Genomic DNA, 16,773 nt, shown 5'->3' on the forward strand with positions numbered 1-16,773 from the left:
CCGCACCACGCTCTCAACTTGCGGAAACAATCCGTTTTAAGACGACGATCGCGTCAGTACCTAAAATTCATTAGTTTGGGATGCTGTGCGGCGGCGATCGGGTTGTTCTTAAATTTGTTCTTTTTGGCCAGTTCTCCAGTCAGCGCCAAGATTCCCAACACGATCGCGCCCGCAATTTTCTTTAAACAGACCAGCGTCTCTGATCAATCTGATCAATTAGTGCAGTTGGGTACAACCCATTATCAAGCAGGACAATTTGCAGACGCGATCGCAGCTTGGCAGCAAGCCGTTCAACATTTTGCAAGTCAGAACGATCGGGCAAATCAGGCGGCTGTCTTGAGTAATCTAGCAATGGCGCATCAGCAATTAGGGCAGTGGCAAGAAGCGAATCAAGCGATCGCAGACAGTCTGGACTTGTTGGAGAATGGTAAATCTGCTCAAAATTTGATTAAAACTCAATCACTTTTAGGACAAGTTTTAAACATTCAAGGCAATCTACAACTCGCTCAGGGACAACCCCAACAAGCGCTCAAAACCTGGCAAAAAACGGCTGATTTGTTTCAACAAGCGAGCGATCGTTCTGGTATGACGCGCAGTTTGATCAATCAGACGCAGGCTCTTAGAGCATTAGGCTTTTATCAACGGGCTAAGACCACGCTAGAACAGGTGGCTCAAACCCTCCAAGATCAGCCAGATTCACAACTCAAAGCCTCTAGTTTGCTCAATTTAGGAGACGCTCTGCGGCTGATGGGAGCTGTCCGCCAATCCCAAACGGCTCTTCAACAAAGTTTAGCGATCGCTCAAGCATTAAAGTCTCCTTCAGACATCACGTTGGCGCTCTTAAGTTTGGGCAATACGCTTCGCACTGAGAAACCGATCGAGGCGCTCAATTACTATCAGCAAGCCTTAGAAACTGCACCGTCAGCAACCCGTGTCCAGATTCAACTCAATCAGTTGCGCTTATTGATTGACACTCACCAACGACCCAAAGCCCAGTCTCTAATTCATCAAATCGAATCGCAGTTAAATCAACTTCCGCCCAGTCGGATGACAATCTATGCAACAGTTAATCTTGCTCAAAGTATAACGCGACTGACAACCAGCGAAAAAGTAGATGACACAGAAGAGGAAACAGAAGAAAACACGCAAAAAATAGATCCAGAAATCAATCAGCAAGAAAATCAGATCGCTACAAAGAACGCTGTCAAACTACTGGCGATCGCAGCCCAACAAGCCCAAAAAATGAGCGATCAACCCGCAGAATCATACGCACTAGGTTACTTAGGCGAACTCTACGAAAAAAATCAGCAATGGTCAGAAGCGCGATCGCTGACCGAAAAAGCATTAGTTCTCGCGCAAATGAGCAACGCCGCAGATATCACCTATCGTTGGCAGTGGCAGCTAGGAAGACTACTCAACGCCCAGGGACAGACCCAAGCCGCGATCGCCACCTACACCGAAACCATCAAAACCCTCAGTTCGATTCGTCAAGATCTGGTTGCCAGCAATTTGGATATGCAATTCTCGTTTCGGGAAAGTGTAGAGCCTGTGTATCGTCAGTTTGTCGGACTATTGTTACAACCTAGTGTCACCAGTCAAGAAAATCTGCGAAAAGCCCGTGAAGTCATCGAATCGCTGCAACTCGCCGAACTTGATAACTTCTTTCGAGAATCTTGTTTGAGCGATCGTCCCACTCAAATCGACTACATCGACTCAACGGCTGCCGTTATTTACCCGATCGTTCTGAAAGATCGACTAGAAGTGGTTCTTTCGATCGCGAATCGACCCTTACGTCACTATGCAACCAACCTTTCTCAACCTGATTTAGACAGCCTTTCTGATCAGATGCGCTACTCGCTCAGACGCACCTCTCTGGAAAAAGAACGGTTGGCGATCGCTCAAAAAATCTACAATCTGCTGATTCGTCCCGCCGAGTCAGACTTGACCAACGCAGGCATCAAAACGCTGGTTTTTGTCCCCGATGGCTCGCTCAAAAATATTCCGATGGCGGCTCTGCACGATGGTCAGCAATACTTAATTGAGAAATACGGCATTTCGATCGCACCCGGACTGCAACTCCTTGATCCTCGGCCGCTTGCTCCCAGCCAGCTTCAGGTTTTGGTTGGGGGATTGAGTGAGTCGAGACATGGCTTTATTTCGCTGCCCGGAGTCGAAACTGAAATTTCTCAAATCAAGTCCGAAATCCCGGCTCAAGTGCTGCTCAATCAGAAATTCACTAGCGCCAGTCTGCAACAACTCATCGAGAAAACGCCTTTCCCCGTGGTGCATTTGGCCACACATGGACAATTTAGCTCCAACGCTGAGGAAACCTTTGTCTTGGCGTGGGATCATCCCATTACTGTCAAACAGCTTGGCGAATTGCTCCAGCGCAGGGCACAAGAAACCCAACACCCGATCGAGTTACTTGTCTTGAGTGCTTGCGAAACGGCCGATGGCGATCGTCGCGCTGCATTGGGATTGGCCGGAGTGGCGGTGCGATCGGGGGCACGCAGTACAGTTGCTTCACTTTGGGCGGTCGATGATCAAGCGACATCTGCCTTTATGACTGAGTTTTATCAAGCGCTGGCTCAACCCAACATGACCAAAGCCGAAGCGCTGCGTCACGCTCAACAAATCATCTTGAAACAGCCTGGGTTGCGTCATCCCTACTACTGGGCACCCTTTGTCCTCGTTGGCAATTGGCTTTGAGCCACACAGTTTTTTTAGCAGAACAAGCCGTGGAACTACAGAAATCTAGATCGTTTGTAAGGATCTTCAAATGGCAAGTTTCTAGTCATGAGTTCTTAGGAGATTTGCTTTAATAAATCTACCTGTCCGTCTCCAATGAGAGTTCTGAAAGTCAAAGTTCCCAGAATTGGGGGGTTTAGAGGGCTTCCCAAGATTGGTCACTTCTCTGCTAGAAATCTCCTTAGCCTTTGATTGACAACTAATCACTAACGGCTAAATTCTCACCATTTAAATAAGATAGCTGTAGTAGAAATCCCATTCTCAGCGCCTAATACCAAATACACTAGTTACTGATACAGATCCTCGCCCCCTAAATCCCCCATTTTGGGGGACTTTGAAACGGCTTCCCTGATTGGTTTTTTCAAATCTGAGAGATAGAAATCGGTTAATTAACTGATTTTTATGAGTATCATTTGTTGGTTGATTTGGTATAAGTTTATCTGAGCAAATCAAATTGAATTTGGGCACAACTTAAGTAATCTACAAACCTGCTATCTAAGGGATTCCTGCATTATGACTTGCAAAACTCCCCAGTTTTTTGCGCTGCTCTCAGCGACGATCGTTCTATTCCCTTCTGTTTTCGTTCCTCCGGCTCAGGCAAGATTTGGCTTTGAACCGCCCAAAGGACAGCCCGCCCCAACCGTCACCGTAGGAGGAGGACGACGAGGCGGAAGTCTCTGTCAAAAAGCGCCCGGACTTTCGAGCGCGCCGCCCCTGGTCAAATCGCTGGCAAACTCCCTCACGCCGCTGGTACCTGTCAGCAAACTGGGATTAACGGTGTCCGATCGCCCCACTTTTCTAGTCTATGTGCCTCAGAGTGCTGCAAAAGCCGTGGAGTTTACACTAGAAGATCAAGCGGGCAATGGTCTATATCAAACTCGTGTAGCTGTCACCAACGCCGCCAGCATTGTCAGCATCACCCTACCTGCCACCGGCCCCTTATTAGCAATTGGCAAAGACTATAAATGGTCAGCCTCGGTAATCTGCAAGTCTCCCAAACCTGGAGATCTTTTTGTAGAAGGGGTTGTGCGCCGAATTCAGCCGGATGCCAGGTTAAAAAATCAGTTGGCAGCAACTAAAGGACTCGATCGCGCAGCCCTACTCGCCAAGTCTGGAATCTGGCATGACACCTTGGCCGATTTGATCGCCCTCAGACAATCGCAACCCAACAACACTCAATACACAGCCGCCTGGCAAGACTTGCTAAAATCCGCAAATTTGGATGCGATCGCGGCGGCTCCCATTCGCGCCTCAAAGTAGTTTTTTAGTCCTCATAAGCAGGTGTGTTCGGTGTGATCCGTGACGCACCTTTTTAGTATTTTTGTCCCCGATCGTTTCTATCTTTAGCTCTATGAATCAAGTTTCTCTGCGATCGCTCCTCAGTATTCTGGCTACAAATTTGGCGATCGCTAGTTCTGTTCAGGCGCAGATTATTCCTGACAATACCCTTCCGGTTAACTCTCTAGTGGAGCAGAATTGTACCGTTTGCACGATCGAGGGAGGAACGATCCAGGGAGCCAATTTGTTTCATAGTTTTCGGGAGTTCTCGATTCCTACGGGCGGAGTGGCGTTTTTTAACAACGGGTCGCAAACTCAGAATATTCTCACCAGAGTTACCGGAACGTCGGACTCCAGCATTGATGGACTGATCAAAGCCAACGGCACCGCCAATCTATTTTTTCTCAATCCCAACGGCATTACATTTGGCCCCAATGCTCGGTTAGAGCTGGGTGGCTCGTTTCTAGCCAGTACTGCCAACCAACTTCAGTTTGACGGAGGCGAATTTAGTGCGATCGCTCCGCAAATCCCATCGGTGCTAAAGGTCAATCTCACGCCAGGGTTGCAGTATGGTACTCAGCAGCGCAGCATCGTCAATCGAGGCAATCTAACCACCGGACAAAATCTGACCTTGGCATCCAACAATTTGGAGTTACAGGGACAACTTCAAGCAGGCGGAAACCTGACGCTTTTGGCCACCGACACCTTGCAAGTGCGGGATAGCGCGATCGCTCCCTTGGTCGCTCGATCAGGCGGAAATCTCCTGGTTCAAGGAAATCAGAAGGTCGATATTTTTGCCTTAAATCATCCCGCAAGTGGCTTTTTTGCAGGTAGGGATCTGATGTTGCGGAGCGCCAACCCGATCAACGGGGATGCTCATTATCGCAGTGGGGGCAACGTGCGGTTTGAGAAACTGGATGGTCATTTAGGAGCGCTCTTTAGCCCAACTGATCCGACGATCGTGGCTGATGGTGATGTCAGCCTAGACAGCTATACAGGGGCTTCTCTTCATATTTTTGCAGGCGGCAGCGTCACAATTTCAGGCGATATTTTCATTACTGCACCTGACCCAAACGATATTTTTGGACAGCTTTCGATCGCGCTTTCTAACGGGACAGAAATCACACTCGACGGGAGTGCAGAAACGGTACTCGACATTCGTGCGGGAATTGATTGGAATCAGCTTAATGGCTCTCCCGGAAATAGCACATTTGGCAACGTCACGCCCCCGCCAACCTTTGAGACAGCAACCAGTGCAGACATTACTCTAGGTAACCTGGTTACCTCTGCTGGCAAGGTTTTGATCACCAATCGATTTGCGCCAGACCTCACCTTGCCGGGGGGCATGATTCAAGTGGGTGTGATTGATACGACGGCAAATAATGCAGGGGGATTAGTGGCGATCGATTCCCGCGATGGATTGATCGTAAATGGTCAAGTGAAAACTTACGCTAACCTATTTGGAAATAGTGGAGAAATCATCTTTCTAGCAGAAAAAGACATTCTAATTAATCAATCATTGGATACTTCTACGATTGAAACCGATAGTATTAGTGGAAACGTCATTCTAAGCGCTGGAAATAGCTTAATACTGAACGGGAATATTAACGCTTCGGCATCCGCTTTTAACAGCACCAGTGGGAACGTTACACTACTTGCTAGAGGTGACATTGCGCTGAATGGAGTCGCGATCGACATCTCTTCTAACAGAGACGACTTGACCGCCTATGGAACGATCGACATCGCCTCATTAGAAGGTTCGGTCTTTGTAAGCAACTCGCTGCTCAAGGCTGACAACAATGCATCTGGCTATGCAGGAGATTTGATTGTCAATGCCGCCGATCGCATCGAGATAGATAGCAGCACTCTATTCAGCGAAGGCTATCTAGGACAGATTTTTTTGGGAACTCATCCCGACAATGAAACTTTGCCAACCGCTAAAACGATCGTGTTGAATAATTCTGGTTTGTCTGCGAGTACACCTGTTGATAGAGCGGACGATCGCGACGTGGGTCAGGTCACGCTAAACGCTACAGACGAGATTCAAATCCAAAACAGCAGCGTCAACGCGACAGCCATCTCGTTTGCACAAGATGCTAATGACGGAGGCAGCATCAACATTACAACTAATTTGCTGACGGTGACTCAAGATTCTAGCCTTGAAGCCAGCACCTTTGGCGGCGGCAATGCAGGCAGTATCACGGTAAATGCTCGATCGCTCTTTTTAACCAATGGAGGACAACTTAGAAGCCAAAGCCGCACGGGAGCGACTGGAAATGGCGGAAGCATTACGCTCAACGTTACAGATTCGATTTCATTAACAGGGACAGGATTTGACTTTCGTCCCAGTGCGGTGTTTACGCTGGCGGACTTGCGATCGTTTGGCAGCAGTGGCGACATCATCATTAATACAGGCTCTCTTGAATTGAGAGATGGCTCCGAACTGTTGGCCAACAACTTTGGAGATGGCATGGATGTCAGGGCAGGAGATGTGACGATTAGGGCGACGGGTCGGGTCATTTTAGAAGGATCGCGTCAAAACTCACAAGCTTCGGGAAGCGGAATCGCCAGCAACGTCTCTTTTGGAGGGGTTGGTAAACAAGCGGGCACGATCGACCTGCAAGCAGCGGGACTCCAAATCCTCAATGGAGCCTCTATTTCTAGCACCGTTGAAAGAGGGGCCGACGGACAGGGAGGCGATATTATTCTCGACGTTCGCGATCGTGGCATTCCAGGCAGCATCTTGATCGCAGGAGCCAATAACCGCAACGCAAATTCGTCAGGAATCTTTAGCGCCACTCAAGAAACTTCGACCGGGGGCGGGGGAAGCATTACAGTCAATGCAGGAACACTACGATTGAGCGATCGTGGAACCATTAGCGCTGCGACTGAGAATGCTGATGATGGCGGTCTGATTGCGCTGAATATCAATGATTTAACCGTAGAAGATGACGCTAAAGTAACTGCTCAAGCCTCTAGTGGTGGCAATGCAGGAAGTATCGTGATTAACACTAGAAATACAAACATTATAAGTAACGGTGAGATTGTTGCTACGACATCCGATATTGGGAACGCAGGCGACATCACGATCGAGACTGGCTCTCTGAATGTCAGCAGTAATGCTCAGTTAGCAGCTAGTACACTCGGACAAGGAAACGCAGGAAATATCACCGTCAACGCAAGCGATCACATTAGCGTTCAGCAAGGTGGACAAATTGCCAGCACAGTGCAAACAGGCGCGATCGGAACCGGGGGCAGCCTCAAAATCACAACAGGTTCTCTCTTGATCACAGACGATGGATTTCTAGATGTGGCGACCCTGGGCGAAGGGGATGCGGGAAGTGTCGCGATCGCCGCTCAAGATCAAGTCACCCTCCAGCGAGGCGGCACCATCTACAGCACAGTAGAAGCGGGAGCGGTCGGCAATAGTGGCAATGTCAACCTCACGGCTAAAAATCTCTCGATCGACGGGGGTGCCATTCTCACGTCGGTCGTTGCTGAAACCGCAGGCATTTCAGGCGGACAGGGCAATGCAGGCAACGTGAATATTGAGGTGCAGGAGGCGATCGAACTTTTGGGCGCAGGACGTATCGATAACTCAGTCGGTAAGGGCGCGATCGGGAACGGCGGAACGATCAATATTAAAACCAACAGCCTTTCTGTCCGAGAAGGCGCTCAACTCTCTGCCAGCACTTCAGGACAGGGCAAAGCGGGTGATATTCAAATCAGGGCGCTCAATGCTGTCAACCTCGCAGATCCCGATAGTAGCCTGGTGACCCAAACCAACTCCGATGTCGGACAAGGCGGAACGATTACGATCGCCACCGATCGCTTCCAGATCAGCAACCAGGCAACTTTGAATGCGACGACGACCGCAGCGAGTCCGGGAGGCAGCATTGCAGTCAGCGCCAAAACCGTAAATGCCCAAAGCGGGGGACAGCTTCTCACCACAACGTCTGGGCAAGGTCAGGCAGGCGATATTCGAGTCAATGGCAGCGATCGCGTCACCCTTTCTGGCGATCGCACCGGACTTTTCGCAAACGCAACCCTTAATTCCACAGGCAACGGCGGAAAAATTAATGTCACAACGCCTAACTTTACGCTCACAGAGGGCGCTCAACTGTCTGCCAGTACCTTTGGTCAAGGGAATGCGGGAAATATTACGATTGAAGCGATCAACGGTTCTGTTAACATCTCTGATCTTAATAGTGGACTGATCACGCAAACCAATTCTGACACCGGAAAGGGTGGAGAAATCAGAATCGAGACAGATACGTTTCAAATTTCGAGAAACGCTACCCTGAACGCGACCGCAACGGCCAAAAGTTCGGGAGGCAGCATTACGGTGAATGCGAACAACATCACAGCATTTGAAGGGGGACAACTGCGAACCACCACCTCTGGCAGCGGTCAAGCTGGAGACATCACCGCAACTGTCAGCGATCGCGTTCTCCTCACTGGAAATGGCACAGGACTATTCGCCAACACCACAGCCGACTCGACGGGCGACGGGGGCAGCATTTTCTTAACCGCAAACAGGTTAAATCTGCGATCGAGCGCAGGGGTCGCCGTAGGCAGCCGCGGACAGGGACAAGGCGGCAACGTGCAGATTCGTAGCAATCAATTGACCCTGGTCGATCGGGCCCTTCTCTCCGCAGAAACCGCCAGCGCCCAGGGTGGCAACATTTCGATTCAGGCACAAGACATTTTGTTTTTGCGGCAGGGCAGTCTGATTTCCTCTAGCGCAGGAACGACCCAATCCGGAGGGAACGGCGGCAACATCACAATTTCGGCTCCCTTTATTTTGGGTGTGTTGTCAGAAAATAGTGATATTCGAGCTAACGCATTTACAGGCAACGGCGGCAAGGTTGAGATCAACACTCAAGCAATTTTTGGTCTCACCTTTCAACCCAAAGACACGCCCCGCAGCGACATTACGGCCAGTTCACAATTTGGGGTGAATGGAAAGGTGATTTTGAACACCCTAAGTATCGATCCCGGTAGCGGTTTGGTGTCTTTGCCGACCAATCTTGTTGACCCGACCAATCAGATTTCTCAGCAATGTTCAACCAACGGGACGGCGAATCAAAATCACTTCACTGTAACCGGACGAGGCGGCCTGCCCACCAGTCCCACTGATCTGGTTACCGGAGATGGTGTTTTAGTAGGACTGACTCCGATCGTGCCAAATTCAGCGATCTCGAAGAAATATCTGCTGGAGCAGATCACCCCCCAGTCTCCTCAAGCCATCACCCCTTCTCATCCTGTCACCAACGAGATCATAGAAGCTCAGGGCTGGGTCATTGAGGCTGATGGCACCGTCCAACTCATTGATCAAGCCTCGATTGCGACTCCTCACCCTTCCCCGCTCACCCCAGCCTCCTGTAAAACGATGCAAACCTCTGCCGCAAAGATTGGACAGTGAACGCAGAGCAGAGGGATGAGGGATGAACTTGTTAAGTATGCTTTTGTGCGAGAGAAATTTTTAAGGGATATCTTAAATCCCCCACTTGTAGGGTTGATTCATTGCGCTCGACTGCGGTCTCGGCGCAACCCCAACTGCTGGGCGAGATGCGCTTGGTGGCTGAGCCTGAACCGGGATACCCCTCGCTATCCCCCTCGCCCCGCCTGGTACCGAGAATGATGAACCGCAGAAACACCCATCAGGAATGGCGCTGACCCGCCCCTCGCCCAGGGTCAGGAATACTTTGTAGAGCGGCAACCAAAGTGAAGAAGTTTGTTGAATCCACGTTAAACAGGTTTGGATCTCAGGTGAGAGAGGGTTTGAGGTTGGGCGGTTGACAGGGGCGATCGTCGTCTGATCAGAAAGATCAAGATTTGGTCGATCGTGACTCTAACCCAAACCTCAAAACACCTCTATTTCACATACCAGAAGTACGTCACCATCGGAATCACCGTCGCTGCGATCAACAGCCCGATTACCCAAACCGTTGCGTTGCTTTCCTTGGTTTCTTCTGGGCTGGCAAACGTGCCTTCGACCTGCACCGTATCTTTGACCACAGGCGGGCCCGGATCAGGTTCTCCAGACAGAACGGCAACTAAGCGATCGTTGGCATCCAAAAACCCCTGATTGTAGCGCTCACCTTCTCGTAGCGGAACCTGTAGCGTATCCTGGGCAATGCTGTTGGCGATCGTATCGGGCATGACTTCCTTCACCTTTTCGCCCGTGTAGATCGCGCTGTTGTTGGTCAGCTTGTCGATTACCAATAGGGTCTGATTGGCTTGCGATTCGGGAGTCGGAAACCACTGTTTGAATAGTTTTTGGGTGAAGGTGTCGATCGTTTCGTCATAGTCGAGACGGCGAATCGTCACAAAATGGACTTCTTGCCCCGTTTTCTCGGCCAGTGCATTTAGGGATTCGTTAAACTTCCCTTCGTTGAGGCGGCTCAAAATCTCAGCTAGATCAATCACTCTCGTATCGCTAGGGAGCGGCGGAACCTCATACAGACTGGTCGCTTGAGCGGGAGCCATCCAAAACTGAGCGGTGAGAATTAGCGTAAAAACTGGCAAAATCCAGCGTCTGCAAGCAGAAAAGAGTGTCATAAGCGATCGACCTTCAGACAAGGTAATTTATCAAATACTGCAAAGAGTAGAAGTTTTGACTTCTCTTAGTACCTTACAATTTTTAACGGAAGTTTGAATTACTAAGGTGTCAACTATGTCTTTATCTGTTGGAGCAACGGCCCCTAATTTCACCGTCAAAGACACCCAGGGCAATACGGTTTCCTTGTCAGACTATGCTGGAAAGCCCGTCGTGCTGTATTTTTATCCCAAAGATGATACACCGGGATGTACTAAAGAAGCTTGCAGCTTTCGAGACAACTACACGCAGTACCTGACCAGAGGCATCACCGTTTTGGGCGTGAGCATGGATGATGAAGCCTCTCATCAGCAGTTCACTCAGAAGTTCAGCTTGCCGTTTCCGCTGTTGGCAGACACCAATGGGGCAATCACCAAAGCCTACGATGTCGATGGTGGCGGCTACTCCAAGCGGGTAACCTATGTAATTGATGAGTCCGGCAAGATCAAGCAGGTGTTTGAATCGATTCAGACGGCGACTCACGCAACGGATATCTTGGCTCACATGGGCTAACTGGCTCCAGACAGATCCGTCCAACCCAAACCTTTTGCTGATTTCCCTGATTCCTTTTTGGAGTTGGGGCTTTCTTTTTTGAAGCAGTGGTTGGAGTAGCGATCGCCCAAAAACAGAATCATCCCTCAGTATGTGAGCTAAATTATTAGGGGTTCCTGTCGCCGCTCGATCGTCAAAAATGCCGCTTCTACCTGGGTGGTCAATCCTCGTAATTCATCAACAAACCGAGAACCCTTGACACCCTAAGTTAGTAGAATTCTTCATCCCTCATCCCTCATCCCTCATCCCTCATCCCTCATCCCTCCATCCGTAACTACCATGACCGATCCTACTGTCAGAAATCTCGCGGGGGTTGCCGCTCCACCCATCTACTCCGGGCCGAGAGAAGTCTTGGTCAACAAGCCACTGACGCTTAAGGGAAGCTACGACACCAGGCGAATCGCCAAAATCACTGTGGCGGCCGAAGACAAGTTTCCGTTGAGTGTGACGACGAGCGCAGGAACCTGGCAGGTCAACATGCCTAGAGGTTTTTCGGCGGCAGGAACGCGCTGGCTGCGACTGAGAGGCTTTGACGCTGCCAACAAGGTGGTTGAGGATCGAATCTTTTATATTACGGTGAGTGCTGACCCGTTGACCGTGGGGCAAGCTCTGACGCTGAAAGTCATGCGCGATACGTTCTTTAAGGTCGCTCCTTTTGACTCAGGCAAGCTCAAGGACTCTGAGAAGGTATTGGTCAAAGCGGGGCAAACTTTTGCAGTCAATCGCTACGGCTACCTGGATGGACATCTCAAGCTGGAATTGGCGACGGCGATCGCGCCCATTGGGGATTTTGGCTATCTCTACGAAAATGATGTGCAACTGAGTAAGGGCAATCAAGTGCTGCGGTTTGGCATTGATGATGTGCCGGATATTCCTCTATCGGCTCAGATGTTGGTGACGACGACGACGCTGATCAAGGCGAGAGTGGCGGATTCGTCAAAGCTGGCGGCAAATGAGAAGGCCAACCTGGTGGAGGGGCAAACGCTACAAATTTTGGGCTATGCCTGTGTGAGCGGACACTTTAGAGTGAAGTTGGCGCAACCGTTGCCTAATTTTGGCGATGTGGGATATGTCTTCTGGCAATATGCTCAAATCAAGCGTGACGGCAAGGTGATTCCTTATGACCCAAATGCGCTGACGGTGACGGCATTGCGATCGACCATTCTCAAAAAGCGTCCAGTAGACTCGGCCCAACTGCAACCGCAAGAACGAGCAGGTTTCAACGCGGGCGATTTCTACGGCGTGTCGAGCTACATGATTCAGGGCGGACACATTAAAGTCACACTGACTGAGGAAGTTCCTAATTTTGGCAATACAGGATTTGTGTTTCCTGATTTTGTGCAGATGAAGCGGGGCGGACGGGCGTTTAACCCGATTCCGGGAACGGTTGAGATGAATGTGCCGTACTTTTCTCAGCGTGACAACCCTCGCTATTATTGGTCAACCTGTAATGTGACGGCGATCGCGATGGTTTTCTACTACTACGGACTGCGCTCTAAAGACGGCGGTCAGCTAGAGGATGAGCTTTTGCAGTGGTGTTTTAACAAAGCTGGGGAAGGCTCTCAGACCAATCACAACGTTTTGGTAGAAATGATTGAGGCGTATGGCTTTAAGAGTCGTTTTAGCACGACTTATAAGTGGCAGGAGGTGAAGGAAGAGTTGATGAATGGTCGTCCGGTCGTCTTGTGTGGGCTGTTTACGCATGGGGGACACATTATTACGACGATCGGTTACACGCCTCAAGGCTACATCGTGAATGATCCGTGGGGCGATGCGATTTCTGGTTATACGAATACCGAAGGCCGCAAGCGACTCTATCCTTACAGCTATGTGGATCAGACGGCTGGCCCTGACGGTGAGGTGTGGGCGCACTTTATTTCTAAGTAATCGGTTTTATCGAGAAACGATCGCTTCCCCAATTTTGCCAGGATTTGAATGTCAGGTGCAGCGGTTTTTTAGGCAGATTGGAACATCTCAATAAAGTTGGGCAGCGTTGCCGTTTCTTGCAAAGCGCATCGTGCATTCAACTCAAACCTTCACCGTAGATTGTCCTGGATGGGAGCAAAAATGGAACTGACCCTTCCCCTCAAGCTGGATCTTAAGCACGTTCATCTCAGCGATGAGCAATTTTATCAACTCTGTATTCATAATCCTGACTGGACGATCGAACGGAACGCAAAAGGAGCCTTGATTGTTATGTCGCCAGTTGGAGGAGACAGCGGAAACCGAGAAATGGGCTTGGGGGGAGAGCTATATCTCTGGAATAAGCAGACTCGACTGGGAAAGGTGTTTAGCTCTTCGACGCTGTTTAAGCTTCCCAGTGGGGGAGATCGTTCTCCGGATGCAGCCTGGGTAGAGTTGTCTCGATGGCAAGCCCTCACACCAGAACAGCGCCAAAAGTTTCCGCCAATTGCCCCCGATTTTGTGATTGAACTCCGGTCTCGCACGGATGATCTGGCGACGCTTCAAGAAAAGATGCAGGAATATTTGGCGAGTGGGGTTCGCTTGGGTTGGCTGTTCAATCCTCAAGACCAACAGGTTGAACTCTATCGCCAGGGACAGGAGACAGAAGTGCGCTCACTGCCCACAAAACTTTCAGGCGAGTCTGTCCTTCTAGGATTTGAGCTACAGGTCGATCCATTTACGGATGAGTAAGCTGTCGCGACCCCTCGCGGGTAACTCATAGAGATCGCGCTTCTAACTCAATCTCTCCAGATCCGAGCGCGTCTGGTGCTGTCTGAAATAGGAACTTTTCTGTTTTTAGCCCGATGATTTGAGCAAAAAGCCTGGAGCATCAAGCAAAAAGTGAAAACGATCGCCCTGCTTTCACCCCGATCGTTCCCCTTTCAAATGAGACGGCTGGCAAATCAACTGTGGAGCTTCCGGACGGTTAGGGAACTTCTTTGCTAAAAAAGATACAGCCTCCCCTCTAAAACTACGCTCATGTCTAATGATCGCCTGCGCCACATAGAAAATCAGTTAGAAATCCTGCGAGAGCAACAAGCCTCCCTGGAACAAGAGTCTTCGCTGACAACGGGATTGTTTAAAACTCAGGCAGAGCAGCGACTACGACTAGAAACTAAGCCAAAAATTCGTGAATATGAGCAAGAGTATTGGCAAATTTTGGCAGGCTCTGGGGTGGACACGATCACTGAACCAGAAGCGAACGTAATCGTGGCAGAAATTGTCGAATCGGTCGATCGATTGGCGATACAGCAAAACTATCCGCCGGAAATCATGCCGATTTTGCTGGAACTGCGGGACAAGTTGAACCAACCGGAGACTTCGGCAGCGATTAAGGTGAAGTGGGTGTTGTCAGCGATGCCGCCATTTGTGGGATTGGCGACAGAAGGCGAGTTGGATTTGGAGAAATTTTGGCAAACCAATTTCCCGACGTTTAGAAAGTGGTCTAAAGCACTCGCAAAAAAGTAACGCCTCCTGATTCAAGTAAGGGCAATCAGGAGAAGCCTAGCCCAAACAACCTACCTTTCAGCGGCGCGACGAAGTTTGTCGGACGGGAAACGGACTTGGCAACATTGCATGAGCAATTGCAGCAGGGAGATGCTGGAAAGACGATCGCCATTTCATCGATCGCCGGGATGGGCGGCATTGGCAAGACAGAATTAGCGTTGCAGTATGCGCTCAAGCATCTGGAGTCGAAGACTTATCTGGGGGGCATCTGCTGGCTGAGAGCGCGAGAGGATGTCGGGTTGCAAATTGTGTTGTTTGCCCGATCGCGCTTCAATTTCTCAATCCCAGACGATCTGGAGTTAGCCCAAAAGGTAGCCTGGTGTTGGCGAAAGTGGGAGCAAAAAGAAACGCTGATTGTGCTGGATGATGTGCAGGCGTATGAGGATGTCAAACCGTTCTTGCCGCCACAGCGATCGCAGTTCAAGGTGTTGATGACGACGCGATCGCGCTTCGGAAAACCCGTCCAAAATTACGAAATCAAGGTGCTGTCGGAAGAACAATCGCTGGAGTTGTTGCGGGCGATCGTTGAAGATTCACGGGTTGATCAAGATTTAGCGACCGCAAAGCAGATTTGTGAGTGGTTGGGCTACTTGCCCCTGGGATTGGAGCTTGTCGGGCGGTATTTGGCGAAGAAACAGGATGTGTCGATCGAGCTTTTGTGGCAACGATTACAGGATAAACGACTGGAGGCAAGAGCGTTTCAGCAAGCGGAACCGGGAATGACGGCATCGTTGGGGGTTGCTGCGGCGTTTGAGTTGAGTTGGCAGGATTTGGAGGAGTCGGCGCAGCAATTGGCAGCAGTGTTGAGTCTGTTTGCATTGGCGGAAATTCCGTGGACGATGGTAGAACAGTGTTTGCCCGATGTGGATGCTGAAGAGTTGGAGGAAATTCGAGACGAGGCGCTTTTGGGTGCGAATCTGCTAAAGCGTGTGGATCAAGGGATGTATCAACTGCATCAATTGTTGCGGGAATTTTTTGCAGCAAAGCGAGAGCAGCGAACAGATGCGGAGGAATTAGAGCGGAAGTTTTATGAGGTTGTGATTGCTGAGGCAGAAAGAGTTAGGGATAAGCCAGAGCGATCGCTAATCAAGGAATCGACAGTGATGATTGCTCATTTGCAAGCAGCGATCGGACTCTTAACAAGACCAGGGCAAGTGCTAGATTTAGCAACTTGTCTGAATTGGATAGCAGAACTCTACTACGCACAAGGGCGCTACAGTGAGGCAGAACCTCTCCTCGCGCGATCACTCTCAATTCGGGAACAGCAGTTGGGGGCGATGCATCTTGATGTGGCAACTAGCCTCAGCAATCTGGCAGTACTGTACAAATCGCAAGGACGCTACAGTGAGGCAGAACCGCTTTACATAAGATCGCTCTCGATTCAAGAACAGCAGTTGGGGGCGATGCATCCTGATGTAGCACGCGGCCTCAACAATCTGGCAGGACTCTACGATTCGCAAGGGCGCTACAGCGAGGCAGAACTGCTCTATGTGCGATCGCTCTCAATTTGGGAACAGCAGTTGGGGGCGATGCATCCTGATGTAGCACTTGGCCTCAACAATCTGGCAGGACTCTACGGTTCGCAAGGGCGCTACAGCGAGGCAGAACCGCTTCATGTGCGATCGCTCTCAATTTGGGAACAGCAGTTGGGGGCGATGCATCGTGATGTGGCACAAAGCCTCAACAATCTGGCAGGACTCTACAATTTGCAAGAGCGCTACAGTGAGGCAGAACCTCTCCTCGCGCGATCACTCTCAATTCGGGAACAGCAGTTGGGGGCGATGCATCTTGATGTGGCAACTAGCCTCAACAGTCTGGCATTACTCTACCATTCGCAAGGGCGCTACAGTGAGGCAGAACCTCTCCTCGCACGATCACTCTCAATTCGGGAACAGCAGTTGGGGGCGATGCATCGTGATGTGGCACAAAGCCTCAACAATCTGGCATCCCTCTACAATTCGCAGGGGCGCTACAGTGAGGCAGAACCTCTCCTCGCACGATCACTCTCAATCCGGGAACAGCAGTTAGGGGCGATGCATCCTGATGTAGCACTCAGCCTCAACAGTCTGGGGTATGTCAATAGTTTTGTGTCAAAGGTGAAAAGTTAGAGGGGAAATCGGTCT

Annotated in this window: 9 protein-coding genes; 8 read left to right on the forward strand and 1 reads right to left on the reverse strand. The window is 50.2% G+C overall.

The window, feature by feature from the left end:
- Positions 1-18: 18 nt before the first annotated feature.
- The 3 genes from ACKFKH_RS27810 to ACKFKH_RS27820 all read left to right on the forward strand — a co-directional run bounded on the left by ACKFKH_RS27810 (position 19) and on the right by ACKFKH_RS27820 (position 9,451).
- Positions 19-2,709, forward strand: a complete 2,691-nt coding sequence (locus ACKFKH_RS27810; protein WP_446861605.1) for a CHAT domain-containing protein — start codon at positions 19-21, stop codon at positions 2,707-2,709.
- A 552-nt stretch (positions 2,710-3,261) separates the two neighbouring features.
- Complete coding sequence (locus ACKFKH_RS27815; protein ID WP_446861606.1) at positions 3,262-4,008, forward strand: DUF928 domain-containing protein; 747 nt, start codon at positions 3,262-3,264, stop codon at positions 4,006-4,008.
- Positions 4,009-4,099: 91 nt separating this feature from the next.
- Positions 4,100-9,451 carry a beta strand repeat-containing protein gene (locus ACKFKH_RS27820; protein WP_446861607.1) on the forward strand — a complete coding sequence of 1,784 codons (5,352 nt, stop codon included), beginning with the start codon at positions 4,100-4,102 and terminating at the stop codon, positions 9,449-9,451.
- 452 nt (positions 9,452-9,903) lie between these two features.
- Here the strand turns inward: ACKFKH_RS27820 and psb32 are convergent, their stop codons facing one another.
- Positions 9,904-10,590, reverse strand: coding sequence for a photosystem II repair protein Psb32 (psb32, locus tag ACKFKH_RS27825; protein WP_446861608.1), 687 nt, complete (start codon positions 10,588-10,590; stop codon positions 9,904-9,906).
- A 115-nt stretch (positions 10,591-10,705) separates the two neighbouring features.
- Between psb32 and ACKFKH_RS27830 the strand changes: the two genes are divergently transcribed.
- The 5 genes from ACKFKH_RS27830 (at position 10,706) to ACKFKH_RS27850 (ending at position 16,758) form a co-directional block, all read left to right on the forward strand.
- On the forward strand, positions 10,706-11,140 hold the full coding sequence (locus ACKFKH_RS27830; protein WP_446861609.1) for a peroxiredoxin: 435 nt from the start codon (positions 10,706-10,708) through the stop codon (positions 11,138-11,140).
- Positions 11,141-11,458: 318 nt separating this feature from the next.
- Positions 11,459-13,066, forward strand: coding sequence for a C39 family peptidase (locus tag ACKFKH_RS27835; RefSeq protein WP_446861610.1), 1,608 nt, complete (start codon positions 11,459-11,461; stop codon positions 13,064-13,066).
- Positions 13,067-13,246: 180 nt separating this feature from the next.
- The gene (locus tag ACKFKH_RS27840) at positions 13,247-13,834 is read left to right on the forward strand and encodes a Uma2 family endonuclease (protein WP_446861611.1); all 588 of its coding nucleotides are present in this window, start codon (positions 13,247-13,249) and stop codon (positions 13,832-13,834) included.
- Positions 13,835-14,122: 288 nt separating this feature from the next.
- Entirely contained in the window at positions 14,123-14,611 is a 489-nt protein-coding gene (locus tag ACKFKH_RS27845; RefSeq protein ID WP_446861612.1) for a hypothetical protein, read from the forward strand.
- Positions 14,612-14,706: 95 nt separating this feature from the next.
- Positions 14,707-16,758 carry a tetratricopeptide repeat protein gene (locus ACKFKH_RS27850; RefSeq protein ID WP_446861613.1) on the forward strand — a complete coding sequence of 684 codons (2,052 nt, stop codon included), beginning with the start codon at positions 14,707-14,709 and terminating at the stop codon, positions 16,756-16,758.
- The last annotated feature ends 15 nt before the right edge of the window (positions 16,759-16,773 follow it).

This window comes from Phormidesmis sp. 146-20, assembly GCF_052939475.1.

Coding starts and splice junctions, on each gene's coding strand:
- ACKFKH_RS27815 (WP_446861606.1), top strand. CDS start 3,262: ATGACTTGCAAAACTCCCCAGTTTTTTGCGCTGCTCTCAGCGACGATC.
- ACKFKH_RS27820 (WP_446861607.1), top strand. CDS start 4,100: ATGAATCAAGTTTCTCTGCGATCGCTCCTCAGTATTCTGGCTACAAAT.
- psb32 (WP_446861608.1), bottom strand. CDS start 10,590: ATGACACTCTTTTCTGCTTGCAGACGCTGGATTTTGCCAGTTTTTACG.
- ACKFKH_RS27830 (WP_446861609.1), top strand. CDS start 10,706: ATGTCTTTATCTGTTGGAGCAACGGCCCCTAATTTCACCGTCAAAGAC.
- ACKFKH_RS27835 (WP_446861610.1), top strand. CDS start 11,459: ATGACCGATCCTACTGTCAGAAATCTCGCGGGGGTTGCCGCTCCACCC.
- ACKFKH_RS27840 (WP_446861611.1), top strand. CDS start 13,247: ATGGAACTGACCCTTCCCCTCAAGCTGGATCTTAAGCACGTTCATCTC.
- ACKFKH_RS27845 (WP_446861612.1), top strand. CDS start 14,123: ATGTCTAATGATCGCCTGCGCCACATAGAAAATCAGTTAGAAATCCTG.